Consider the following 24181-nt stretch of genomic DNA (forward strand, 5'->3'; position numbering starts at 1 on the left):
AGCTTCATCAAGGAAGCCGGCATCGAAGTGAACCGGCCGGAAGCCACGACGGCGACCAAGCAGGACCAGGCCAACATCCTGATCGCGATCGCCGCGGACGGGCAGATCTGGATCGACCGACGCCGAGTGGATGTCAGAAACATCCGCGCGAACATCGAGCGCCTGCACGCCGAGAACCCGCAGGGCTCGGTCGTGATCCAGGCCGACAAGCAGTCGACCAACGAGAAGCTGGTCGCCGTGATGGACGCGGCGCGCCAGGCCGGGGTGTTCAACGTCTCGATCGCCGCGAGCGAGCCGTAACCATGTCAGCGAGTGCAATCGCCAGTCTGGGACATAAACCGCCGGGTCAGGGTCTGGTGCGGATGGTGCTGGGCGCGATCGTGGCGGGGATCGTCGCGTTCCTGCTGTTCTGGCTGATGGCCGAGCTGGTGGCTTCGGGACGCGCGGCGCTGACCGACGGTCCCAAGGGGCGCATCGTCGACTTCGTGCGGGTGAAGAAGGACCAGAACCTGGATATCGACAAGCCCAAGCCGGAGAAGCCGGACAAGCCGGAAGCGCCGCCGCCGGAAGTGGCACCGGAGCAGCAGGACGCCGCCAACCCGGATGCCGGGGCGATCAACATCGGCCCGATGAACGTCGCCAGTGACGTGGCGGTGAAGTCCGGTTTTGGACTGTCGGCCAGTGACGGCGAATACCTGCCGATCGTCAAGGTCGCACCGATCTATCCCTCCAGAGCCGCCAGCCGCGGCATCGAAGGCTGGGTGCTGCTGGAGTTCACCGTGACCGAGACCGGCGCGGTCAAGGACCCGGTCGTGCTGGAAGCCGAACCGCAGGGCATCTTCGACAGCGCCGCGCAGAAGGCGGTGCTGAAGTTCAAGTACAAGCCGCGGGTCGACAACGGCAAACCGGTACAGGTGCCGCATGTGCAGCACCTGATCACGTTCAAGCTGGAGAAGTGATGTGATGCATCGATCACCGCTCCGATCTGGATACAAAACCCTCGCGCATGGCCTGATCGCGGCGGCGCTGCTGGGCCTGTCCTTCGGGGCTCACGCCGAAGACAAGGAAAAGCCGGTCAAGCCGCCGACCAAACTGACGCAGACGCTGAGCCAGAAGGTCTACAAGCAGCTGGAAGCCGCGCAGCAGGCGTTCGACGCCAAGCAGTATCAGCAGGCGCTGGACCTGATGCAGGGCATGCAGTCGGGCTACGCCAAGTTCAACGACTACGAGAAGGCGACGTACTGGAACTTCATGGCGGCGGTGTACTACGCCATGGACAACACGCCCAAGGCGATCGAGTCCTATAAGAACGTCCTGAAGCAGGAGAACCTGCCCGAGGCGATGCGCAGCACGACGCTGTTCGCGCTGGCGCAGCTGCACTTCGTGACTGAAGACTACAAGACCGCGATCCAGATCCTGGGTGAGTGGTTCAAGCAGGCGCAGGACCCGCAGCCGGACGCGTACATGCTGCTGGCGCAGGCGTACTACCAGACCAACGACTACGCAAAGACTGAAAAGGCCGTGCTGGCCGGTCTGAAGAAGGCCAAGGAACGTCAGGTCCAGCCCAAGGAGAACTGGCTGGCGCTGCTGCGAGCCGCCTACTACGAGCTGGGCAACTACGAACGGGCAGCCAAGGTGCTGGAACTGCTGGTGGCCTACTACCCCAAGGAGACCTACTGGCTGCAGCTGTCGGGCATGTACGGGCTGATGGGGGATCAGAAGCAGCAGCTGGCGACGCTGCACGCCGCGTATCAGGGCGGCATGGTCAGCAAGCCGCAGGACCAGCTGAATCTGGCCCGGCTGTATCTGGCGCAGGAAGCGCCGTATCCGGCGGTCGAGCTGCTGACCAAGGCCTTCAAAACCAAAGTGATCGAACCGGACGTCGAGAACCTGCAGCTGTATGCGCAGGCCTTGAGCATGGCCAAGGAGTACGACCAGCAGATCCCGGTGCTGAAGAAGCTGGCCGAGACCAGCGGGCAGTCCAAGCACTATGTGTATCTGGGTCAGGCGTACAACGAGACCGGCGATTACGCCCAGGCCACCGAAGCCTTCGAGCACGCGCTCAAGGCCGACGACATCGACGACAAGGGCTCGATCCGCATGCAGCTGGGTACGGCGCAGTACAACGCCGGCAAGCTGGCACAGGCCAGGAGCACCTTCATCAGTGCAGCCAGCGATCCGGACGTCGCCGAGCAGGCCAATACCTGGGTCTCCTTCGTCACCGCAGAGATCCAGCGCAAACAGGCGCTCAATGGCACTGGAATGCCCAAGCAGAAGAAGGCAGAGGATGTGGATGACAGCGCAGACGCGCCGGCTCAGACCGCAGAGCCTGAAGCTGATGACGCCGGGGCGCCTGCTGTGCCGGCAGAGAGTAATAGTGAAGTTGGCGCGGCGTCCGTGGACGTCCGCCTACGCCGTTCAGCATTCAGCTGAGAGTGACCGGTTCTCCCCCGCGCCCGCGTTGATTGCACGCACTTGCAGTGACCGGGTGTCGTTCTCGCAGGGTGTTCCTCTGGAACACCCTGTCTTTTTTTGATCACATCATCCCGCTGCCAGCAGGGCTTCCTTGAGCTGCGCACGCAGCTGGAATTTCTGGATCTTGCCGGTCGAGGTTTTCGGCAGCGTGCCGAACACGACCTGCTTGGGTACTTTGTAAGGTGAGGTGGATGCATGATGCTTTTGCTTTTCGCAACGAAATGTCACTTGCCGCCGCGGTGTCGCTCTAACACTGCGATAATTTGCGCATGAACTGGTTCAACGCACTCATTGCCGACTTTCAGGCTCACCTGACAACTTATCTCGGCATTCCATTGCTCGCAGCGCTGATTGGCTACGTCACCAAGCTGCTGGCGCTTGAAATGATGTATCGCCCTGTCGAATTTCGGGGCATTCCACCGTATCTGGGCTGGCAAGGTGTCGTTCCCAGGAAAGCCGAGAAAATGGCGGGTGCAGCTGCCGATCTCCTGATTGGGCGACTCATCACAATTGAAGAGATTGTCAGCAAGCTTGATCCAGTGCGCATGATTCAAGAACTGGAGCAACCGCTGCAGCGGGCAAGCGAGGATCTCATCTGCGAAGTTGGTGAGCGCTTCATGCCGACGGTATGGATGCGACTCCCGGATTTCGCGCGAAAGAGCGTAGTAAAACGACTCCAGAAAGAAATTCCTCAACTGTCTGCCGACCTGTGGAAAGATGTTCTGCAGGATCCTTCACGCTACTTCGACGCCAAGCATCTGCTGGTGTCGAACATGGTGAAAGACAAGGTTTTGCTAAACGAAATCTTCCGAAGTATCGGGCATAAAGAGTTCATCTTCTTTCGCAATGCGGGATTCTGGTTTGGCTTGATTCTCGGCTTTGTGCAGTTGGCTTGCTGGTTGCTGTGGCATAAAGCGTGGCTCATTCCAGCGTTTGGAGGCTTGGTCGGACTGATCAGCGATTGGCTCGCATTGCAGATGCTGTTTCGTCCCTTGTCCCCCGTGAAGTTCATGGGTTTGACGTTTCAGGGGAAATTCATTGCACGTCAGAACGAAGTCGCAGTCGACTACGCAACGCTCATCGCGAAGCAGCTCTTGACCCCGGCCAATATGGTTGAGCACCTGATGTCCGGTCCGTTCGCCGAGCAGCTGGTTGACCTTTTGCATCGCCACGTAAGCCAGGCTACAGACGAGCAGTTGGGTGTTGCGCGGCCTCTGGTGCTGTACGCAATCGGTTCTGCGCGCTATCAGGAGATGAGGCAGCTGATCGTTCAGAGAATCATTGAGCTGATTCCGGAAGCCTCCAAGCATGTCGAGGCCTATGCGATGGACGCACTGGACATCAATGACACCATCGTCCGAAAAATGAAACTGCTCACCCCGGTCGAGTTTGAGGGGATGCTGCGGCCTGCGTTCAAGGAGGATGAGAAAACGCTGGTGCTCTGCGGCGCAATTCTCGGATTCATCGTTGGAGAACTGCAAGTACAGCTTATGCTTTGAGCTGTCTCAGAATTCCACTGGATGACTCTAGCGGTCGTCTCGGCGTGTCACCTTGTCGACAAATTGTTGATCCCGTCATGTCGGTCTGCATGCGCCCTTCAATAAAAAGCCCCGCAATGCGGGGCTCTGGTTGGGCGGTATCTGATCTGTACGTTACTTAGAGTAATCGTAGAACCCCTTGCCGGTCTTGCGCCCGTACAGACCGGCGTCGACCATTTCGACCAGCAACGGCGCCGGGCGGTATTTGGGATCGCCGAAGCCTTCGTAGAACACCTTCATGATCGCCAGCAGCGTATCGAGGCCGACCATGTCGGCCAGCGCCAGCGGCCCGATCGGATGATTGCAGCCCAGCTTCATGCCGGTGTCGATGTCTTCTGCGGTGGCAACACCTTCCTGCAGCGTGAAGATTGCTTCGTTGATCATCGGGCACAGGATGCGGTTGACCGCGAATCCGGGGCTGTTCTTCACCGTGATCGGGGTCTTGCCGATGGTCTGGGCAAAGTCCATCGCCAGCGCGTGCGTCTCGTCCGAGGTCTGCAGGCCGCGGATGATTTCCAGCAGCTGCATCAGCGGCACCGGATTGAAGAAGTGCATGCCGACAAAGCGCTGCGGACGCGAGGTCACGGCGGCAAGTTGCGTGATCGAGATCGATGAGGTGTTGGTCGCGATGACGGCTGACGGGTCAAGCAGGTTGTCGAGCTGGCGCAGGATCTTCAGCTTGATCTCGGTGTTCTCGGTCGCCGCTTCGATCACCAGCTGTGCCGGTTTGAGATCGTCGTAGCTCGTGGTGCCTTTGATGCGGCCGAGGATCGCGTCCTTGTCGGCGGCGGTGATCTTCTCTTTCTTGATCAGACGGTCGAGGCTGGTGGCGACGGTCTGCAGGCCCTTGGCAACCGCGGCCTCGTTGATGTCGACCATGATGACGTTGAGGCCGGCGGCGGCGCTGACCTGCGCGATGCCGTTGCCCATCATGCCGGCACCGACGATGCCGAGGGTCTGGATGCGGGTGTTGCTCATGGATGTCTTCCCTTCATGAAAACGCCCCCGGCTGGCGGGGGCGTCGGTTGATGCAGGCTGTGGATCAGACGCGCTCGAAGATCGCGGCGATGCCCTGGCCTCCGCCGATGCACATCGTCGCCAGCCCATACCGGCCGCCGGTGCGCTGCAGCTCGTAGATGGCCTTGGTGGTGATGATTGCGCCAGTGCCGCCGACCGGATGGCCGAGCGAGATGCCGGAGCCGTTCGGGTTGACCTTGGCCGGATCCAGATCCAGTTCGCGCGTCACGGCGCAGGCCTGGGCGGCAAAGGCCTCGTTGGCTTCGATCACATCGAGATCACTGGCCTTGAGGCCGGCGCGGGCGAGTACCGCCCGGGTTGCCGGCACCGGACCGATGCCCATGTACGCGGGCTCGACGCCGGCGTGCGCGTAGGCCACCAGGCGAGCCAGCGGTTTCAGGTTCAGTTCCTTGACCTTGTCACCGGAAGCCAGCACCACGGCACCGGCGCCGTCGTTGAGGCTCGATGCGTTGCCAGCCGTGACCAGACCGCCGTCCTTCTTGAACACCGGCTTCAGCTTGGCCAGCGATTCAACGGTGGTGTCGCCGCGCACACCTTCGTCGGTTTCGAAGTTGATCACGCCCTTGCGCGTCTTGATTTCAACCGCAACGATCTGCGACTTGAAATAGCCTTCGGCGATCGCCTTGGCAGCGCGCTGCTGGCTGGTCGCGGCGACCTCGTCCTGCATCTGGCGCGTGATGCCATAGCGCTCGGCGACGTTCTCGGCGGTGATGCCCATGTGCATGCCTTCAAAGGGGTCATGCAGGATGCTGTTCATGTAGTCGATCAGCTTGGTGTCGCCCAGGCGTGCGCCCCAGCGTGCGGCCTGCATCATGTACGGACCGCGGCTCATCGATTCGGCGCCGGCGCCGACGGCGATGTCGGCGTCACCGAGCAGGATCGTCTGCGCGGCCGAAACGATGGCCTGCAAGCCCGAGCCGCACAGGCGGTTGACGTTGAATGCCGGCGTTTCCTTCGGGATCCCGGCGTTCATCGCAGCCACGCGGCCCAGATAGGCGTCGCGGGGTTCGGTCGGAATGACGGTGCCCATGACCATGTGACCGACCAGCTCGGGGGACACGCCAGCGCGCTCCAGCGCAGCCTTGACCGGAATGGTCGCGAGATCCGGCAGCGGCGTGTCTTTCAGGGTGCCGCCGTAGGAGCCGATCGCCGTGCGCGCTGCGCCGACGACGAAAATTTCTTTGGACATGGGAAACCTCTCGATGATGAAAAAACCAAGCAATGCCGCCCCTGAGGGGCGGCGCAAAACCAGCGGCCCGCGCCATGGGCGGGCCGTCAGACCTACATGTTACGCCGGTAGCGGCCGCCCACCTCGAACAGCGCCTGGGTGATCTGGCCCAGCGAGCACACCCGCACGGCGTCCATCAGCACGTCGAAGGTGTTGGCATTGTCGATCACGGCACGCTTGAGGCGCTCGATCATCTGGGCCGCGGTGCCGGCGTTGCAGCTGTGGAACTCGGACAGGCGCTTGAGCTGCGACTGCTTTTCGTCCTCGGTCGAACGTGCCAGCTCGATCTCGCGCTGCACGTCGTCGCCATGTGGACTGCGGAAGGTGTTGACGCCGATGATCGGTAACGAGCCGTCGTGCTTCTGGTGCTCGTAGAACATCGACTCTTCCTGGATCTTGCCGCGCTGGTAGCCGGTCTCCATCGCGCCGAGCACACCGCCGCGGTTGGCGATGGCTTCGAACTCCTTCAGGACCGCTTCCTCGACCAGGTCGGTCAGCTCATCGATGACGTAGCTGCCTTGCAGCGGGTTCTCGTTCTTCGAAAGACCCCACTCGCGGTTGATGATCAGCTGGATTGCCATCGCGCGGCGTACGGATTCCTCGGTCGGTGTCGTGATCGCCTCGTCATAGGCATTGGTGTGCAGAGAGTTGCAGTTGTCGTACAGCGCGCACAGTGCCTGCAGCGTGGTGCGGATGTCGTTGAACGCCATTTCCTGCGCGTGCAGCGAACGCCCGGAGGTCTGCACGTGGTACTTCAGTTTCTGCGAGCGCTCGTTGGCCCCGTACTTGTTCTTCATCGCCACCGCCCAGATGCGGCGGGCAACGCGGCCGATCACCGAGTATTCCGGGTCCATGCCGTTGCTGAAGAAGAACGACAGGTTCGGCGCAAAGTCGTCGATGTGCATGCCACGCGCGAGGTACGACTCGACGTAGGTGAAGCCGTTGGCCAGCGTGAACGCCAGCTGTGAGATCGGATTCGCCCCGGCCTCGGCGATGTGATAGCCGGAGATCGACACCGAGTAGAAGTTCTGCACCTTGTGGTGCACGAAATATTCCTGGATGTCGCCCATCATCTTCAGCGCGAACTCGGTGCTGAAGATGCAGGTGTTCTGGCCCTGATCTTCCTTGAGGATGTCCGCCTGCACCGTGCCGCGCACCACCGACAGCGTCCACGACTTGATCTTGCCGTACTCGTCGTCGGTCGGGTCGCGGCCGTTTTCGGCCTTGAACTTGTCGACCTGCTGGTCGACCGCGGTGTTCATGAACATGGCCAGGATCATCGGCGCAGGACCGTTGATCGTCATCGACACCGAGGTGCTCGGCGCGCACAGGTCGAAGCCGGAATACAGCACCTTCATGTCTTCGAGGGTGCAGATCGACACGCCGGAGTTGCCGACCTTGCCGTAGATGTCCGGGCGCAGATCCGGATCCCAGCCATACAGCGTGACCGAATCGAACGCGGTCGACAGGCGATGTGCCGGCATGCCTTCCGAGACACGCTTGAAGCGGCGGTTGGTGCGGAAGGCGTCGCCTTCACCGGCGAACATGCGGGTCGGGTCCTCGCCTTCGCGCTTGAACGCGAACACGCCGCCGGTAAACGGGAACGAGCCCGGCACGTTTTCCTTCATCAGGAACTTCAAGGTTTCGCCGTCGTCCTCGAACGCCGGTAGCGCGACCTTGCGGATCTTGGTGCCGGACAGCGATTGGCTGATCAGCTTGGTGCGAATCTCCTTGTCGCGAATCTTCACGACGTACTCGTCGCCGGCATAGAGTTCGCGCGTCTTCGGCCATTGCTCCAGCAGCTTGCGCGCGACCGGCAGCAGATCGCCGTCCTTGGACGAGACCAGTTCGTCGAGGGCTTCAACCGGTTTTCCGGCCGCTTCCATCAGCGCCCGGGCGGTCTGCAGCGACTGTCGCTCGCGCGCGACGCGCGCCTGCTGTGCGATGGTCTTGTGATAGTCACGCACGCTGCCGGCGATCTCGGCCAGGTAGCGCACACGCTCGGCCGGCACGATCGCGCGGCTCTGCGACGAATACTTGACCGCGACGACCGGCAGTTTGCCGGCTGCCGCCTTCAGGCCCTTGGCCTGCAGCGCCGGGAACAGCGCCTGGTACAGCGCGGTGACGCCGTCATCGTTGAAGCGTGCGGCCTGGGTGCCGTAGACCGGCATCGAATCGGGCGATTCGCTGAAGCGCTCGCGGTTGCGCTGGTACTGCTTGGAGACGTCACGTAACGCGTCCTCGGCGCCCTTGCGGTCGAACTTGTTGATCGCGACAAAGTCGGCGAAGTCGAGCATGTCGATCTTTTCGAGCTGCGAGGCGGCGCCGAATTCCGGCGTCATCACGTACAGCGAGACATCGACGAAGGGCACGATCGCGGCGTCGCCCTGGCCGATGCCCGAGGTCTCGACAATGATCAGGTCGAAACCCGACAGCTTGCACGCGGCCAGCACGTCGGGCAGCGCTGCGGAGATTTCCGAGCCGGTGTCGCGCGTCGCCAGCGAGCGCATGTAGACGTTCTCGCTCTCGATCGCATTCATGCGGATGCGGTCGCCCAGCAGTGCGCCGCCGGTGCGCTTGCGCGACGGATCGATCGAGACGATCGCGATTTTCAGGCGATCTTCCTGGTCCAGCCGCAGGCGCAGCACCAGCTCGTCGGTCAGCGAGGACTTGCCGGCGCCGCCGGTGCCGGTGATGCCGAGGACCGGGGTCTGAACCGATTTGGCGGCATCACGCAGCGTGCTGCGCACAGCGTCGTCGTAGCTGCCGTTTTCCAGTGCGGTGATCGCACGCGCCAATTGGCGGCGGTCGCCGGACTGCAGCGTGTCCAGAACCTTGGAGGTCTTGGGTGCCATCGGCGTCAGGTCGATATCGCTGGACTGCACCACATCGTCGATCATGCCCTGCAGGCCGAGCTTGGCGCCGTCCTCGGGCGAATAGATGCGGGTGACGCCGTAGTCCATCAGTGCCTTGATCTCGGACGGCACGATGACACCGCCGCCGCCGCCGAAGACTTTGATGTTTTCACCGCCGCCCGCGCGCAGCAGGTCGACGATGTATTTGAAGAATTCGATGTGCCCGCCCTGATACGAGGTGATGGCGATGCCCTGGACGTCCTCTTCCAGCGCCGCCTTGACGATCTCGCCGGCGGAACGGTTATGTCCCAGGTGGATCACTTCGGCGCCGCTGGACTGCATGATGCGGCGCATGATGTTGATCGAGGCGTCGTGGCCGTCGAACAGCGAGGTGGCGGTGACAAAGCGGATCTTGTGCTTGGCCTTGTAGGGTTTCAGCTGCTGGGCAACGGACAGGTCGGTCATCGGCGTTCTCGAACGAAGGGTGGCGCTGAATCCGGCTGGAACGGCTCGGGGCACGTCCGGGCGTGCGGCAAATGGGTCCGGCGAATCAGCGATTTGGGTGCAAGTCTAGAAAACCTCCAGCGTGGTGGCGATGCCCAAAAGTGGCGCCGTCAGTGCGAGAATTTGCCAGTGTCGGCGCAATGGCCGATCCAAGCGAGACGGCGGACCCGGCGTCATGGAGAAAGACAGCGTATCGATCAACTTCGTTCGCGAGGCCCTGCACGGGGCCTTGCGGCAGGGGATTGACGTGGCGCCGTTGTTGCAGCGCGCGCGGATACCCGAGCGTCTGCTGGAGAGTTCGCAGGCGCGCGTGTCGGCGGAAAGCTTCGCCACGTTGTGGCTGGAGGTCGCCGCCGCGCTGGATGACGAATTTTTCGGCCTGGATGCACGGCGCATGAAGGTCGGCAGCTTTTCCAGCCTGTGTTACTTCATGATCGGCACACGCAGTCTGCGCAGCGCAACCCAGCGCGCGATCCGGCTGTTGCGCATCGTGCTGGATGACCTGGAGGTTGAGCTGCGCGAGGACGGCGGGCGTGCCGCCATCGTGCTGCTGCCGTCGCCACGGTCGCGCGCGCAGGGACGCACGGTGCCCGCGTTTGCCTACGAGACCCTGCTGATCATGGTGCACGGACTGATGTGCTGGGCGGCCGGGCGCCGCATCCGGATCACCCAGGCGCGATTCTCCTATCCGATGCCGGAGCACTGGCGCGAATACACCCTGATGTACTCGCAGGCGCTGCAGTTCGATCAGGCCGAAACAGCGATCGAATTTGAGGCCGCGCATCTGGATGCGCCGGTGGTGCAGGACGAGGCATCGGCACGCGAGTTCCTGCGCGAGGCGCCGTATACCATCGTGCTCAAGTACAAGGACGCCGACAGCTGGTCGGCAAAGGTGCGGGCCCAACTCGAGGACGCCGCGCCGCAGGACTGGCCCACGTTCGAGGAACTCGCGCTGCAGATCGGCGTCAGCGCGTCGATGCTGCGACGGGGCCTGGATCGCGAGGGCTCGAGTTTCCGCGCGATGAAGGATGCCATGCGCCGCGACATGGCGATCGAGCACCTGACCCACACGGACCAGCCCATTCCGGCCATCGCGCACGCGCTCGGATTTGCCGAGCCGAGCGCGTTCCATCGTGCCTTCAAGCAGTGGACCGGCGTGCGTCCCGGGGAATACCGGCGGCAGAACGCGCTGGGCTGAGCGGCACCTGCAGTTGGGTAGGGTCAGCTGGCCAGCTGTTTATGCAGCCGGGAATAGATGCCGCCGGCGTGCAGCAGTTCATCGTGACGCCCGCTTTCGGCCACCTTGCCGGCGTCGATCACGTGAATCACATCCGCCCGCCGCACGGTCGACAGACGGTGCGCGATGACCACCGTCGTGCGCCCACGGCTGGCCTGCTCCAGCGCCGCCTGGATCCGCTGTTCGGTGGCGCTGTCGAGAGCCGAGGTGGCCTCGTCCAGCAACAGGATCGGCGCGTCGCGCAGAAGCGCGCGCGCAATCGCAACGCGCTGGCGCTGGCCGCCGGAGAGATTGGCACCGCGTGGACCCGCCGGGCTGGACAGCCCTTGCGGCAGCGATGCCGCGAACGCGCTGACCAGGGCCTGATCGGCTGCTTGGGCAATGGCCTGGTCGCTGGCGTTGCGATCGCCGTAGGCAATGTTGTCGCGCAGGCTTTCATCGAACAGCGCGGTGTCCTGGGCCACGACGGCAATGTGCCGCCGCAGGTCGGCGATATCGATTTCGCGGAGGTCCTGGTCGCCGATGGTGATGCGTCCGCTTTGCGGGTCTGCCAATCGCGTCAGCAGATTGAACACGGTGCTCTTGCCCGCGCCCGATGCGCCGACCAGTGCCGTAAGCTGTCCCGCGCGTGCGGTCAGGGTCAGGCCGGACAGCACCGGTTGCTCGGACTCGTAGGCGAAGGACACGTCGCTCAGGTGGATGTCGCCATCCGTGCGCGCCAGCGGCTGGGCGCTGGCGACGTTGCGGATTTCGGCCTGCAGGTCGAACAGGCCGTAGAGCCGTTCGAGACTGGCCAGCGCAGCCTGCAGTGCGCCACCCAGCCCGCTCAGACGCCGCACCGGGTCGAACAGCAGCGCCAGCGCGGTGAAGAAGCTCATGAATTCGCCGAGCGTTTTTTCGCCGTCGATGATCTGCCGGCCGCCGTAGACCAGCACGCCGACAAAGCCGACGCCGGCGAGCAGATCGATCATTGCCGGCAGCGCCGCCTTGGCTTGTTCCGACTGCAGCTGCAGGTGACGGTGCCGATCGACCGTAACGCCGAATCGCGCCTGCTCATGGTCTTCCATGTTGTTGAGCTTGACTGCGCGAAAGCCATGCAGAATCTCGTCGAGACGCGCGGTGGCGTCAGCGGCGGCCTGGCGCGCGAGTCGCGTCGTGCGACGCACGATGCCCTGGGTAGCCGCGACCGGCAGCACCAGCAGCGGGGCCCCGACGAACGCAATCAGCGTCCATTGCCAGTCGACATGGATCGCCACCGCGATCAGCGAGATCAGGCTGATGCTGTCGCGGCCGAGCACGATCAACGACTGGCTGGCGACGTTCTGCAGGGTCTGCGCGTCGCCGCGCACGCGCTCGAGTAGGGTTCCGGGGGCGTGCGCGTGAAAGAAGCGGCTGTCGAGCGTCAGCAGGTGGCGCACCAGATCGCGCTGGAGGTCGGCGACTACGCTCAGGCCGATGCGCGCGGTCGTCACGCGCTGCCCGAAGGCGCTGAGTCCACGCAGCGCAAACAGACCGAACAGCCCCACCGCCACCGGCAGCATCGCGGACTTTTCGCCGTGCACGAAGATGCGGTCGAACATCGGCTTGATCGAATAGCTGATCAGTCCCAGGGTTCCGCCTTCCACACTCATCAGGACGGCGGCAAGCATCAGGCCGCCGGCATGGCCGAGAACATAGTCCCGCCACAGGCGGGCCAGCAGGGAACGATGGGGCAGGATGCGCGCGATCGGCGCGACTTGCGACGGCAGCAAGGGATTATTCGCGGCGCAGCAATCGATCCGTGATCCAGCTCGCCCACCACTTTGCGCGGAACTGCCGTGTCAGTGCGGTGCCGTCGTAGTGATGATCGACCCAGGTCAGGAACGGCATCGGCGTCCGCGCGTTGTCGCGCCGATAGGCTTCGAAGAAGTAGTCGAGGATGCCGGTCTTGGCCTGGCGGATGTGTCCATAACGCAGGCTGAGCTGCTGCATCGCCTGTTCGACCGGGCCCTGCTGCGCCAGCAACACGTACAGTGCGGACATCAGGCCGGCACGGTCGGCGCCGGCTTTGCAGTGCATCAGAAACGGCTGGTCAATGGTGGCGAACAGGCGGGCGGCGCCGTGAATTTCCTCGCGCGTCGGCATGCGGCGCGAGCGAATCGTGAAGTTCACGAGCCTGATGTTGTGTCTGGCACAGGCGGCGCGCTCCAGCGTGTACGAGCCGAAGCGGTTTTCGCCGCGAAGATTGATCACCGTCCTGATGCCGCGGGCGGCAGCCTGGCGAATCTGCCACGGTGCCGGCTGGTTGCTGCGCTCGACGCCAGGTGCAAGCACGCCGCGATTGTCATACAGCAGGCGGACGACGCCATGGTCGGTCAGCAGCATGCTCAGGTAGGCAGAGAGTCGCGCCAGTCGATTCAGCCACGCCGTGCGCCAGAGGCCGAGCTCGGGCGTCAGTGCGTTCAACAGTGTGGTCACAGTCGGTCCTCTGCGGTGAAGTTCGCTGGCACAAAGCCACCTGGACCCCGCCGGGAGAGGCGGAGCGCGGATTCGTCGTCTGGGAGACGCGTGCCGGCAGGCGACCGGCAGCAGGTTTATGCCAGCCTCAGATGGCGCCTTGATGACTGCGGCGTGTCGGAGCGGTTTCGATGCGGCCCCGGTTCACGCCCTGAGCCGTGATCAGCTCTGCGCTCGACGGACCGCAAGCGGCGAGAACGCCTGCACCACCGGCATCAATGAAATCGTGTTGATGTTGACGTGGGCCGGGCGGGTTGCAATCCAGTGCACCGTGTCGGCGATGTCGTCGGCGGTCAGCGGTGTGGTGTTTTCGTAAATGCCGGCCGCGCGTTGATCGTCGCCATGGAAGCGCACGTTCGAGAACTCGGTGCCGCCGCACAGGCCCGGTTCCACGTTGCTGACGCGCACTGCAGTGCCGAGCAGATCGGCGCGCAGGTTCAGCGAGAACTGGCGGACGAAGGCCTTGGTGGCGCCGTAGACGTTGCCGCCGGGGTAGGGCCATTCGCCGGCAATCGAGCCGATGTTGATCACGTGGCCGCGGTTGCGCGCGACCATGCCGGGCAGCACCGCGCGGGTCATCGTCATCAGGCCTTTGACGTTGGTGTCGACCATCTGCTCCCAGTCGTCCAGCGAGGCCTGATGCGCAGGCTCCAGTCCCAGGGCCAAGCCGGCGTTGTTGACCAGCAGATCGATCTCGGCGAAGTCTGCCGGAAGCCCGGCGACTGCGGCTTCAATCGCGGCACGGTCGCGCACGTCCAGTGTCAGCGCCAGCGCATTGGGGCCGATTTCGGCCGCCAGCGGATCGAGGCGATCACTACGACGCCCGGCGATGATGACGCGTGCGCCGTCAGCGGCGAAACGGCGGGCGATGGCGGTACCGAAGCCGGCAGTGGCGCCGGTGACGAAGACAATCATGATGGACTCTGCTGCGATGAAACGGATCGCAAGACTAGAGCCTGTTAACGCGATGGACAATCACTGCGTTGCTGTCGGAAATCGTGCGTGGCGAGGCGCGGACCGCAGGCCTTGGTGGTTCCAAGGTCAAGGTTTGCAACGCCGCTGCGCGCGATTTCCGGCGCAACCCGAACGGGACGGGGCCGTTTTGACGCAGTGCGGCGTTGCCAGCCGCTTGCTTGGAGTCACCAAGCGGCTCGGCTGGCGCCTTGCCCTGCGTCAAAACGGCCACCGGCGCAGGGATTGCCATAGTGTTAGCAGGCTCAAGAGCAATCTGCGCACAATTCATCCACGCATGCCACTGAAGTTGTCGATGTCCGCTCCGCCTGAGCCTAAGGACGATCCGCCGTTGTTGCCGCCGCGTCCCGAGCCGCCCGACCCATCGGACTGCTGCATGAGCGGCTGCCTGCGCTGCGTCTACGATCTTTACGATCTGAACCTCGAGCGCTGGGAGGAACAGGTGGCGTCCATTCGCGCGCGTCAGATGCAGCCGAAGGACTGAGCCGGCATCCGGGTCAGGGCCGGATGCCGAGATCGACCGTCGAGCCCGAGCGTGCAGTCTCGTCGACCTTGGGCGCTGTGCCGAACAGCCGGTCACCCAGGCCCATCGAGACACCCCACCAGTAATTCTCGTTGCGGAAGTGGTGGTAGCGGTGCTCACGCACGCGGCGCTGGTAGTACGGCCCGAGTACGCGGTTCTGTGGACACCAGGGAATGTGCGCGAGGAAATGCACCCATTCGTAGTGCAGGCCGAGCAGCAGGTAGGTCGTCACAGCAGTCAGCACCCAGGCTTTCCACGGCCACAGCAGCGCCAGCAGCACGGCGATCGTCGGGGCCACCCACAGATGCACATGCCGAGGGACGAATACCCAGTGCAGATTCCACGGATCGGCGTGGTGACGGCGGTGCGTTTTCGGCAGATAGAAATCGATCGTGCGCCCGAACAGCTTGCGCGGCTTCCAGTGCAGCATGAACACGTGGATCAGCCACTCATTGACCGGAAAGTAGGCCAGGATCGCCAGCGCGATCGCCGCATCGATCCAGGACCAGCCGCCGAGTGCGAGGCGCCAAAGGCCGAACGCCAGCACTAAGCCGGCGATCAGTTGCGGGCTGGTGTGCGCGCAGAAGGCTCTGACCGCGCTGCTGCGATCGCGCGGCAGCGTGTCCGGCGGGCGCATCGGGTTGCGCCGGGCCGTTTCTTCGGCGCCAGGCATGCGGCGGTCGTCGGCACGTGGCGCGCTCACAGGGAACCGCCTCTGGCTTCGACGGCATCCAGCGCGCGTTCCAGTGCCTGGCGCCCGATCTCGACGTGACGGCGGCCGGCTTCGCGTGCGGTCTCGGCATCGCCGCGCCTGACCGCTGCGGCAATCGCGTCGAGGTTTTCAAAGTCGCGGAACTCGGCTTCGAGGACCGGCGTCAGCACATCCCAGACCTGGGTGTAGGTCTTGGTCATCGAATTGAACGCCAGGCGGAACGCGATGTTGCCACCGCCCGCGACCAGGATCTTCCAGAACTCCAGCGCGTGATTCTGCAGCTGGCGTGAATGGGCCTGATCCGTGTGCATGCGCTTCAGAACGGCATCGAGCTTGTCGGCCAGCCCTGCGCGCTGCTTGGCCGCCGCTGCGCCGGCGATATCCGGCGCCAGCGCGGAACGCATCGCCATGATCGAACGCACGACGGTGGCGTTGAGTCGCCCGTCCTTGTGTACCAGCAGATTTGGCAGCAATTCGAGTCCCCCCTCGGCCTGAAAATCCAGCACCACGCTGTTGCCGCCCTGGCGCACCGCAACCAGTCCGGCCTGTTGCAGACGCTTGATCGCCTCGCGCACGGCGCCGCGATTGACGCCGAGCACCTCGGACAGCTCGCGCTCCGCCGGCAGGGCGTCGCCGGGCGGGAGTTCGCCATGCAGGATCTTGCCGGCGAGTTGCCGATAGACCGAATCGGACAGGGCTTCGCGGCGCACGGCGGAAAATGCGGTTCTGGTCATGTGGTCAACTTATCAGACCAGTTGTCGCGCCAGCAAGCCTGCACGAGTGCCGCGTGCATAAAACCTCAGGAATCGGCAGGAGATCTCCCGAGCGTGATTTCCTTCGCCATGGCCTCTGACCGGAGCGGCAGGATGGCATCCGGGCATTGAGGGACCCTCTGTCCCGTTCCTCAGGACCAGCGCTGCGCGGGCCGGACGACCTTTCTCGCTCTTTCGGCGGTCAGATGGTGCGGCTCGGGGGGGCGCCCTCAAGGGACCATCGATGTTTCCAGTTCGTCCAGAGCGGCGCCGATATACACAGCGATACGCTGCAGGTGGGGCACGCCGTCCCGGCTACCCGTGATGCCGAGGGTCAACTGACCGGCATAGCTCACGCAGGTGATATTCAGTCCGAGGCCCTGCAGGGGGATCGATACTGGATACATGCCTTCCAGTTCGGCGCGGCCCAGGTACAGCGGCTGGGCGGGTCCCGGCACGTTGGAGATCACGACATTCATGGACGGTCGTACGCGCGGCCCCTGACCGCTCATGAGCACGGCGATGACGGGTGCCATTGTCGCCATCGTCAACGCAGAGCGTACTTTCGGTGGTAGCGATTGCAGGTGGAGCTTGCTGACCTCCATGGAGCGTCGAATGGCCTGAAGGCGCTCGACCGGATCGTCAAGATGGGTGCCGAGCACCGCCCAAAGAAAGCCGACTGCGTTGCCGTCGTCACCCGAGCTGTGTTCTCCGCGCAAGCTGACGGGCACGCCGGCGATCAGCGACTGTTCGGGCAGGCTTCCTCCCTCGCTCAGGTGACGCCGCAGGGCGGCGCCGCACAAGGTCAGAAAAACGTCGTTGACCGAAGCTTGGTAGTGCGCAGCCACCGCTTTGACGCGAGCCAGTTCGAGGCGTTGTGTTGCGACACGACGTGCGCCGGTTACCGGTCCGTTGAGGATGCTGGCAGGCGCCTCGAACGGCAGCCGGATCGGCTCCTTTCCCGGTTCGCGCCGCAGCAACGGCGCCAGCGCGTTGCGCGCGGCACGCGTCCAGGCTACCGCGGGGCCGGCAGGCGGTTTCGCCCCGGAGGTCTTTTGCACAGACGATTTTCGCTGTTCGGCAGCGGCATCCCAGGGCGCACACCAGTTTCCGTTGGCGGGCTTGCTGCCCAGGCAGCGGGTCAGCAACTTCATGCCCCGCTGCCCATCCACCAGGGCGTGGTGAATCTTCATGTAAAGCGCAAAACGGTTTCCTTCCAGGCCCTCGATCACGTGGCATGTCCACAGCGGGCGTGAGCGGTCCAGCGTCTGGCTGTGCAGATGAGAGACCAGCTCGCCAAGCTCGCGCTCTCCGCCAGGTTCAGGCAGGGCCGAGTGACGCACGTGATAGTCGAGGTCGATGTTGGGGTCCTCGATCATCGCGGGTGCCAGACGTGACAGAAAGACATCGGCCAGCTTGAGATTCCATGGGCGCGCCAGGGCCGACGGCGATCTCAATGTGCGCACGACATTCTTGACGAAGTCCTTCGGCGCATTGGGGGGCAGGCGGAAAACCTGCAACCCACCCACGTGCATGGGTGTCTCGCGCGTTTCAATGTTCAGGAACGTACCGTCCAGAATCGACAGACGGCGCGGGATGACTCTTGAGCTACCCATAGACTGGCCTTCTCCAGTTGCATCTGTTCTGACGCGGTCCGCAGCAAGTCGCCGAGCGGTTGACGGGATTCCCGTGATTCACGCCATCAGGGTGACCTCGTCGCCGGGACGAAAGGGAAGCATGGCGGCTGCAACGGTGTGATTCGGAGCAGCGCATATCGAATCCCCCAAGCCCCTTCACGCTGGGCAATCCCTACATGAATGTTCAGACTTATTGGATTGCATCATCGCAATCCGCCAACGGTCCTCCCCCTAACCTTTGGTGGGTTCATCGAACCGGGGCCGGGCAATTGCGGAAAAACGATAGGGCTTCAGGGCTAATGACGTTTTGATGGGGCGGGCGTGGACAGCGGCTGGGCAAAGGCGGTATGACGGCGGGGTCATGCAAATACCCGCGAACGCCGGAACATGAATCAGCCGCCCAAAGCCTTGTGGAGCGAACCGTGGCGGGACGTCGCGCCGCCGGAGCTGGTCGCCGCCCTGTCCGCACTGGGGCACTCCCGGCGGTTGGTCGACGGCGAGCTGTTGTATGCGCGGGGCGATCGCAGCCAGGACCTGATCGGTGTGCGATCGGGTTTGATCCGCATGATCGGCTCGACCGCGGACGGCTACGAGGGTTTGCTTGGCCTGTACCGCCCCGGGACCTGGTTCGGCGAAATGTCATTCTTCGACGCGTTGCCGCGTCCGGCCGATGCCTATGCGGTGGGTGATACCGAGGTGCTGATCGTGCCGGCGGCGCCGCTGCGCGAAGTGCTGGATCGCCACCCGGTCTGGTATCGCGAATTCGCGCGGGTGTTGTGCCACAAGCTGCGCGTGGCGCTGGTGCACATCGAAAGCTCATTCCTGCCGCCGCAGGTGCGCATCGCGATCCGGTTGCTGGATCTGGCTGAAGCGTATGGCCGGCCGGTCGAGGCGGGGATCGAGATTGACCTGAGCCTGCCGCAGGAGGATCTGGCGCGCATGCTCGGACTGACGCGACAGAGCGTGAACAAGGAGCTGCGCGTGCTGCAGGCGCAGGGCGGGCTGCAGGTGCGGCGAGGGCGCATCACCCTCACCGCGCCGGATGCGCTGCGTCAGCGGGTGCGCGACGCCGGGGGTGGCGACCTGCTCTGAGGTCCGCCGGCAACGCGTTCGCGGAGTGATGCGCTGATTGGGGCGTGTGTCGGCGTATTGACAGACACGCGGGTGCCGTCGCTCCAGAATCGGTGTCGGATCGCAGGACGGTTCGAACCCTGGAGGAAGCGCAATGCGCAGCTACACGCAGTTGATGAACGAATACGAAAGCAGCCACCGCAACCCGGTCAACCGGGTGATCCACATGATCTGCGTGCCGCTGATCTACTTCACGTCGGTGGCGCTGTTGTGGAGCGCGTCGCTGGCCTGGCTGGTGCCGGGTGTTTCACCCGCGGTGGCGCCGTGGATCAATCTGGCAACTTTGCTCGCGCTGCCGGTGGCGGTGTTCTACGCCCGGCTGGGTGCCGGCAGTCTGTTCAGTGGCGTGCTGTGGATGCTGATCGCAGGTCTGGCCTGTTTCGCGCTGCAGGTGGCCGGCGTTGCCTTGCCGTGGATCGCCGTGCCGGTCTGGCTGGTCGCCTGGGTTGTGCAGATCTATGGTCACAAAATTGAAGGCGCCAAGCCGTCATTCTTCGACGATGTGGTGTTCCTGCTGATCGGGCCGTTGTTTGTGCAGGCCAAGTTCGTCGCGCTGTTACAGCGTCGTCCGTTGCACGCCTGATTCGACACCGGGGGGTGGGGAAGCGATCGGGCGGCCGGTGATCGGCCGCCCGCATCGTCTTGTCTGGCCCTCTAGTTCTTGGCGCGCGCTCTCGCGATCGCGGCGCGCACCTGCTCCGGCGCGGTGCCGCCGTAGCTGCGGCGTGCGGCGACGCTGGCGTCCAGCGTGATGTGGGCGTAGACGTCCTCGCCGATCAGCGCGCTGAACGCCTGCAGCTCGCCCAGTGGCAGCTCGGCCAGATCGCAGCCCTGCCGCGTTGCATGCGCCACGGCGCTGCCGACCACGTGATGCGCATCGCGGAATGGCAGTCCCTTCATGACCAGATAGTCGGCTAGGTCGGTTGCGGTCGAAAATCCCTTGGCGGCCGCGGCACGGCAGTTGTCGTGACGGACCTTGATGGCCGGAATCATCTCGGCATAGACCTGCAGGCACAGGCTGACGGTGTCGACGGTGTCGAACAGCGGCGGCTTGTCTTCCTGGTTGTCGCGGTTATAGGCCAGCGGCTGGCCCTTCATCAGCACCAGAAGCGCATTCAGATTACCGATCACACGGCCGGTCTTGCCGCGCACCAGCTCCGGCACGTCCGGATTCTTCTTCTGCGGCATGATCGAGGAGCCAGTGCAGAAACGGTCCGGAAGGTCGACGAAGCCGAACATCGGGCTTGCCCACAGGATCAGTTCCTCGCTCCAGCGCGACAGATGAATCAGGATCAGGCTGGCTGCGGCACAGAATTCGATCGCGTAGTCGCGGTCCGAAACGGTATCCAGCGAATTCTCGGTCACACCGTCAAAGCCGAGCTGTTCGGCGACGTAGTGGCGATCGATCGGATAGACCGTGCCCGCCAGCGCCGCGGCACCCAGCGGCAGCAGGTTCATGCGCTTGCGGCAGTCGAGCAGTCGCGAACGGTCGCGCAGCATCTGTTCACGCCAGGCGAGCATGTGGTGACCGAAGGTGACCGGCTGCGCGATCTGCAGATGGGTGAAGCCGGGCATCACGGTGTCGGCCTCGCGCTCGGCCAGATCCAGCAGGCCGCCGGCGACGCGGTCGATCAGCGGCACCAGCGCGTCGATGACGTCGCGCACGTACAGCCGCATGTCGGTGGCAACCTGATCATTGCGCGAACGGCCGGTGTGCAGGCGCTTGCCGGCGTCGCCGATCCGGTCGGTCAGGCGCGCTTCGATGTTCATGTGGACGTCTTCGAGCGCCTCGCTCCAGACGAAGCTGCCGGCCTCGATTTCGGCCAGGATGGCGTCGAGTCCGGCGACGATGGCCTCGGCGTCCGCCGAAGTCAGCACGCCGACCTTGGCCAGCATCCGCGCATGCGCCTGCGAGCCGCGGATGTCCTGCCGATACAGGCGCGAATCGAAGCTGACCGACTCGGAAAACTTCTCCACCAGTGCCGAAGTGGATTCGGAAAAGCGACCGCCCCAGAGCTTCTGGTTGGCGGACGAGGAGTCTGACGATTTGCCTGAAGAGGACATGCGTATTCTGCGAAAGCCGGGGTTTATGCGCGGATTATAGGCGCCGGGCGGTGGCCGTCGTTTGATCGTTATGCTTGATTGGCGGCGTCCGCGCTGCGAAGCTTGCGCGATCTTCCGGCGCCCAGCCCCGTGCAAAGAATCCGACCTCAGGCGGCGAACCAGTTCGATTTGATCCCCAACTTCTGTGAGGGCTGGGGGGTCGTGTCGCTGGCGTTCACGATGGAACTGGTGGCGATCGTCCTGACCCTGGGCGAGGGCACGACCGGCATGGCGGCGCTGGAACGCCTGCTGCTGACGTCGCTCTATCTGCAGTGGATCAGTCTGTGCTGTGCTGCGGCGATGTGCTGGGCACGGCGCTGGGTCCAGCGCGCGCGACCCAGCGTATTGTTCTTCTTCTGCTGGGGCATGCTGGTCCTGATCGTCATGGTCATTGCCGATATCGCTTACCGGCTCAGTCATTTCCTCAGCTGGGACTTCATTCTTCCGGCCGAGGGGAGACTCGCCTTCGTGCTGCGGCATACCGCCATTGCCGCAATTGTGGTGTTGCTGCTGCTGCGCTACTTCTGGGTGCGTAATCAGTGGTCGATGCAGGTCAAGGCCGAAGGTGAAGCGCGCTATCAGGCACTGAATGCGCGCATCCGTCCGCACTTCCTGTTCAATTCGCTGAACAGCCTCGCCGCACTGATCCAGGTGCGGCCCGACGATGCAGAAATGATGGTCGAGGATCTCTCCGATCTGTTTCGCGCCAGTCTGGAAAAGCGTGGTCAGGTGGCTCAGCTGGTCGAGGAGATCGGCTTGTGTCATGCCTATCTGCGCATTGAGCGTCTGCGTCTGGGCGACAAGCTGAAAGTCGAATGGGATGTGCCGGAAGAGCTGCTCGACTGGCTGGTACCGAAGCTGGTGGTGCAGCCACTGATCGAAAATGCGGTCCACCACGGGGTGTCGCGCCTGAAACAGGGCGGCGTCGTGCGGATTGCCGCGCGCGAAATCTTCGATCGCCTGGTGATCGAAGTGACCAATCCGATGGCGCCGGAGGATTCCGAGCCCAGTCGCGGCAACAGTATTGCCATCGACAATATTGCCCAGCGCCTGAACCTGATTTACGGTGAGGGGGCGAGATTGGAGATGGGCCGGGACTTGCGCCTGGAGGGTGGGGTATATCGCTCGCGATTGGTGTTGCCGCGGCAGCCGCGTAGCGAGGGATTGTCAGATATAAGCTAGAGTCCGGCGGTGGGTGCCGGTGCTGTGAAACCAGGGGAGCTACAAAGATGCGTGTCGTGATTGTGGATGACGAGCCGTTGGCGCGTGAGCGGCTGAAGCGATTGCTGCAGGAGTTCCCCGGCTATGAAATTGTCGGCGAAGCCGGCGATGGTGAAACCGCACTGGACGTCATCGACGACGAAGAACCGGATCTGGTGCTGCTCGATATCCGCATGGGTGGCATCGACGGACTGCAGGTTGCGCGCCAGCTGGCAGAGATGGATGTGCCGCCGGCAGTGATTTTCACCACGGCCTATTCCGAGCACGCGCTGTCGGCATTCGATGCCAGCGCCCAGGGTTATCTGCTCAAGCCGATCCGGCTCGACAAGCTGCGCGATGCGCTGCAGCGCGTGCGCAAGCCGACCCGTGCGCAGAAGCCTCAGACCGCGACCAGCAGCGATGGCGCGCCGCCCAAGCGCGAGTTCGTGCTGGCGACCACGCGCGATGGACTGGTGCGGGTGCCGGTCGACGACATTCTTTATTTTCTGGCGGACCAGAAATACACCACCGTGTGTCATCTGCACGGCGAAGTGCTGATCGAGGAGTCGCTGAAGACGCTGGAGCAGGACTTCGAGCCGGCCTTCCTGCGCGTGCATCGCAAGGCGCTGGTCAATACGCGCTACATCGCCGGTCTGGAGCGCGACCGCCAGGGTGAACAGCATCATTGGCTGAAGATCAAGCATGCCTCCGAACCGCTGCCGGTCTCGCGTCGTCGGCTGGCGGAAGTGCGCCGGTTCCTGACCGATTCCTGAGCGTCATCGCCGGCTCGGGCGCAGACGTTCGCGGGCGGACGTGCGAGGATAACGCCCCTTTTGAATGATCTTGCGCACCACCATGCTCGTTCGTATCGCAACCCGCGAATCTCCGCTCGCCCTGTGGCAGGCTGAACACGTCAAGACGCGGTTGCTGGCGACGCATCCCGGTCTCGAGGTGGTGCTGGTGCCGATGACCACGCAGGGCGACCAGATGCTGTCCGCCCCGCTGTCCAACGTCGGCGGCAAGGGGTTGTTCGTCAAAGAGCTGGAACAGTGCATGCTCGATGGCGGCGCCGATCTCGCCGTGCATTCGATGAAGGATGTGCCGGTGGCGCAGCCGCCCGGTCTGTGCCTGACCGCCTTTCTCGACGGCGAGGATCCGCGCGACGCGTTCGTATCCAACACCTACGCCTGTCTGGATGATCTGCCGCAGGGTGCCGTGGTCGGCACTTCAAGCCTGCGGCGGCAGGCACAGCTGCGCGCCTTGCGCCCGGATCTGAAGGTGATCGATCTTCGCGGCAATGTTGGCACCCGCCTGCGCAAGCTGGATGAGGGGCAGTACGACGCCATTCTGCTCGCGTCTGCCGGTCTGATCCGGCTTGGTCTGGCAGCGCGCATTCGCGAACGATTCGAGCCGGCGCGGATGCTGCCGGCGATTGGCCAGGGCATCGTCGGCATCGAATGTCGCGACGATGATGAAACGACCCGCCAGCTGCTGGCGCCGCTGCATGATCCAGCGTCGGCGCTGCGCCTGCAGGCCGAACGCGCAATGAACGCCCGCCTCGGCGGAGCCTGCCAGGTGCCGGTGGCCGGGCATGCCGTAGTCACCTCGAAACAGGTGCGACTGGAGGGTCTGGTCGGAGCGCCCGATGGTAGCCGTCTGATCCGTGACCGCATCGAAGGCCCGGCCGAGCAGGCGACGGCGCTTGGCGAGCAGCTGGCGCAGCGCCTGCTTGACGCCGGTGCTGACGAGATTCTGCGCGCGCTGGGCATTGCGGTCTGAG

At 63.8% G+C, this 24181-nt stretch carries 21 protein-coding genes; 11 read left to right on the plus strand and 10 right to left on the minus strand.

Features of this window, described 5'->3' with window-relative positions:
• From E4T66_RS00005 to E4T66_RS00020, 4 genes are all read left to right on the plus strand, one after another.
• The coding region (locus E4T66_RS00005; RefSeq protein ID WP_136846874.1) for an ExbD/TolR family protein at positions 1-300 on the plus strand (300 nt) is incomplete at its 5' end.
• Between the two features lie 2 nt (positions 301-302).
• A complete protein-coding gene (locus E4T66_RS00010; RefSeq protein WP_211242688.1) occupies positions 303-959 on the plus strand; it encodes an energy transducer TonB in 657 nt (218 codons plus the stop codon).
• A 4-nt stretch (positions 960-963) separates the two neighbouring features.
• The gene (locus tag E4T66_RS00015; RefSeq protein WP_136846875.1) at positions 964-2433 is read left to right on the plus strand and encodes a tetratricopeptide repeat protein; all 1470 of its coding nucleotides are present in this window, start codon (positions 964-966) and stop codon (positions 2431-2433) included.
• Between the two features lie 311 nt (positions 2434-2744).
• The gene (locus tag E4T66_RS00020) at positions 2745-3974 is read left to right on the plus strand and encodes a DUF445 domain-containing protein (protein WP_136846876.1); all 1230 of its coding nucleotides are present in this window, start codon (positions 2745-2747) and stop codon (positions 3972-3974) included.
• Between the two features lie 153 nt (positions 3975-4127).
• Here E4T66_RS00020 and E4T66_RS00025 read toward each other — a convergent pair whose 3' ends face one another.
• The 3 genes from E4T66_RS00025 to icmF form a co-directional block, all read right to left on the minus strand.
• Entirely contained in the window at positions 4128-4991 is an 864-nt protein-coding gene (locus E4T66_RS00025) for a 3-hydroxybutyryl-CoA dehydrogenase (RefSeq protein WP_248679311.1), read from the minus strand.
• 64 nt (positions 4992-5055) lie between these two features.
• A complete protein-coding gene (locus E4T66_RS00030) occupies positions 5056-6240 on the minus strand; it encodes an acetyl-CoA C-acyltransferase family protein (protein ID WP_136846878.1) in 1185 nt (394 codons plus the stop codon).
• 92 nt (positions 6241-6332) lie between these two features.
• Positions 6333-9599 (minus strand): fused isobutyryl-CoA mutase/GTPase IcmF, encoded by a 3267-nt coding sequence (gene icmF / locus E4T66_RS00035; RefSeq protein WP_136846879.1) that lies wholly within the window; start codon positions 9597-9599, stop codon positions 6333-6335.
• A gap of 214 nt (positions 9600-9813) precedes the next feature.
• Here icmF and E4T66_RS00040 point away from each other — a divergent pair, with 214 nt between their 5' ends.
• On the plus strand, positions 9814-10836 hold the full coding sequence (locus E4T66_RS00040; protein ID WP_136846880.1) for an AraC family transcriptional regulator: 1023 nt from the start codon (positions 9814-9816) through the stop codon (positions 10834-10836).
• Positions 10837-10859: 23 nt separating this feature from the next.
• On the opposite strand, the gene E4T66_RS00045 is transcribed toward E4T66_RS00040, so the two are convergent.
• From E4T66_RS00045 to ydfG, 3 genes are all read right to left on the minus strand, one after another.
• On the minus strand, positions 10860-12626 hold the full coding sequence (locus E4T66_RS00045; RefSeq protein ID WP_211242689.1) for an ABC transporter ATP-binding protein: 1767 nt from the start codon (positions 12624-12626) through the stop codon (positions 10860-10862).
• Between the two features lie 4 nt (positions 12627-12630).
• A complete protein-coding gene (locus E4T66_RS00050; RefSeq protein WP_136846881.1) occupies positions 12631-13332 on the minus strand; it encodes a fused DSP-PTPase phosphatase/NAD kinase-like protein in 702 nt (233 codons plus the stop codon).
• Between the two features lie 201 nt (positions 13333-13533).
• On the minus strand, positions 13534-14286 hold the full coding sequence (gene ydfG, locus E4T66_RS00055; protein ID WP_136846882.1) for a bifunctional NADP-dependent 3-hydroxy acid dehydrogenase/3-hydroxypropionate dehydrogenase YdfG: 753 nt from the start codon (positions 14284-14286) through the stop codon (positions 13534-13536).
• Positions 14287-14638: 352 nt separating this feature from the next.
• Here ydfG and E4T66_RS00060 point away from each other — a divergent pair, with 352 nt between their 5' ends.
• The gene (locus E4T66_RS00060) at positions 14639-14827 is read left to right on the plus strand and encodes an oxidoreductase-like domain-containing protein (RefSeq protein WP_136846883.1); all 189 of its coding nucleotides are present in this window, start codon (positions 14639-14641) and stop codon (positions 14825-14827) included.
• A 13-nt stretch (positions 14828-14840) separates the two neighbouring features.
• Here the strand turns inward: E4T66_RS00060 and E4T66_RS00065 are convergent, their stop codons facing one another.
• The 3 genes from E4T66_RS00065 to E4T66_RS00075 all read right to left on the minus strand — a co-directional run bounded on the left by E4T66_RS00065 (position 14841) and on the right by E4T66_RS00075 (position 17946).
• Positions 14841-15569 (minus strand): sterol desaturase family protein, encoded by a 729-nt coding sequence (locus E4T66_RS00065; RefSeq protein ID WP_136846884.1) that lies wholly within the window; start codon positions 15567-15569, stop codon positions 14841-14843.
• Positions 15566-16312: a FadR/GntR family transcriptional regulator gene (locus tag E4T66_RS00070; RefSeq protein WP_136846885.1), complete on the minus strand. Its 747-nt coding sequence runs from the start codon at positions 16310-16312 to the stop codon at positions 15566-15568. The genes E4T66_RS00065 and E4T66_RS00070 overlap by 4 nt, the downstream gene beginning before the upstream one ends.
• A gap of 248 nt (positions 16313-16560) precedes the next feature.
• The gene (locus E4T66_RS00075) at positions 16561-17946 is read right to left on the minus strand and encodes a WS/DGAT/MGAT family O-acyltransferase (RefSeq protein ID WP_136846886.1); all 1386 of its coding nucleotides are present in this window, start codon (positions 17944-17946) and stop codon (positions 16561-16563) included.
• A 408-nt stretch (positions 17947-18354) separates the two neighbouring features.
• On the opposite strand from E4T66_RS00075, the gene E4T66_RS00080 reads away from it, so the two are divergent.
• Together E4T66_RS00080 and E4T66_RS00085 are read left to right on the plus strand one after the other, a co-directional pair.
• The gene (locus E4T66_RS00080) at positions 18355-19059 is read left to right on the plus strand and encodes a Crp/Fnr family transcriptional regulator (protein ID WP_136846887.1); all 705 of its coding nucleotides are present in this window, start codon (positions 18355-18357) and stop codon (positions 19057-19059) included.
• 133 nt (positions 19060-19192) lie between these two features.
• Positions 19193-19681, plus strand: coding sequence for an Mpo1 family 2-hydroxy fatty acid dioxygenase (locus tag E4T66_RS00085; RefSeq protein WP_136846888.1), 489 nt, complete (start codon positions 19193-19195; stop codon positions 19679-19681).
• Positions 19682-19752: 71 nt separating this feature from the next.
• On the opposite strand, the gene argH is transcribed toward E4T66_RS00085, so the two are convergent.
• Positions 19753-21162, minus strand: coding sequence for an argininosuccinate lyase (gene argH / locus E4T66_RS00090; protein ID WP_136846889.1), 1410 nt, complete (start codon positions 21160-21162; stop codon positions 19753-19755).
• A gap of 129 nt (positions 21163-21291) precedes the next feature.
• Between argH and E4T66_RS00095 the strand changes: the two genes are divergently transcribed.
• The 3 genes from E4T66_RS00095 to hemC all read left to right on the plus strand — a co-directional run bounded on the left by E4T66_RS00095 (position 21292) and on the right by hemC (position 24180).
• The gene (locus E4T66_RS00095) at positions 21292-22383 is read left to right on the plus strand and encodes a sensor histidine kinase (protein ID WP_136846890.1); all 1092 of its coding nucleotides are present in this window, start codon (positions 21292-21294) and stop codon (positions 22381-22383) included.
• Positions 22384-22430: 47 nt separating this feature from the next.
• Positions 22431-23174: a LytR/AlgR family response regulator transcription factor gene (locus E4T66_RS00100; RefSeq protein WP_136846891.1), complete on the plus strand. Its 744-nt coding sequence runs from the start codon at positions 22431-22433 to the stop codon at positions 23172-23174.
• An 82-nt stretch (positions 23175-23256) separates the two neighbouring features.
• On the plus strand, positions 23257-24180 hold the full coding sequence (hemC, locus tag E4T66_RS00105; RefSeq protein WP_169577454.1) for a hydroxymethylbilane synthase: 924 nt from the start codon (positions 23257-23259) through the stop codon (positions 24178-24180).
• Position 24181: the final 1 nt, after the last annotated feature.

Origin of the sequence: Sinimarinibacterium arenosum, from assembly GCF_005047655.1 — a bacterium.
Lineage (GTDB): Bacteria > Pseudomonadota > Gammaproteobacteria > Nevskiales > Nevskiaceae > Solimonas.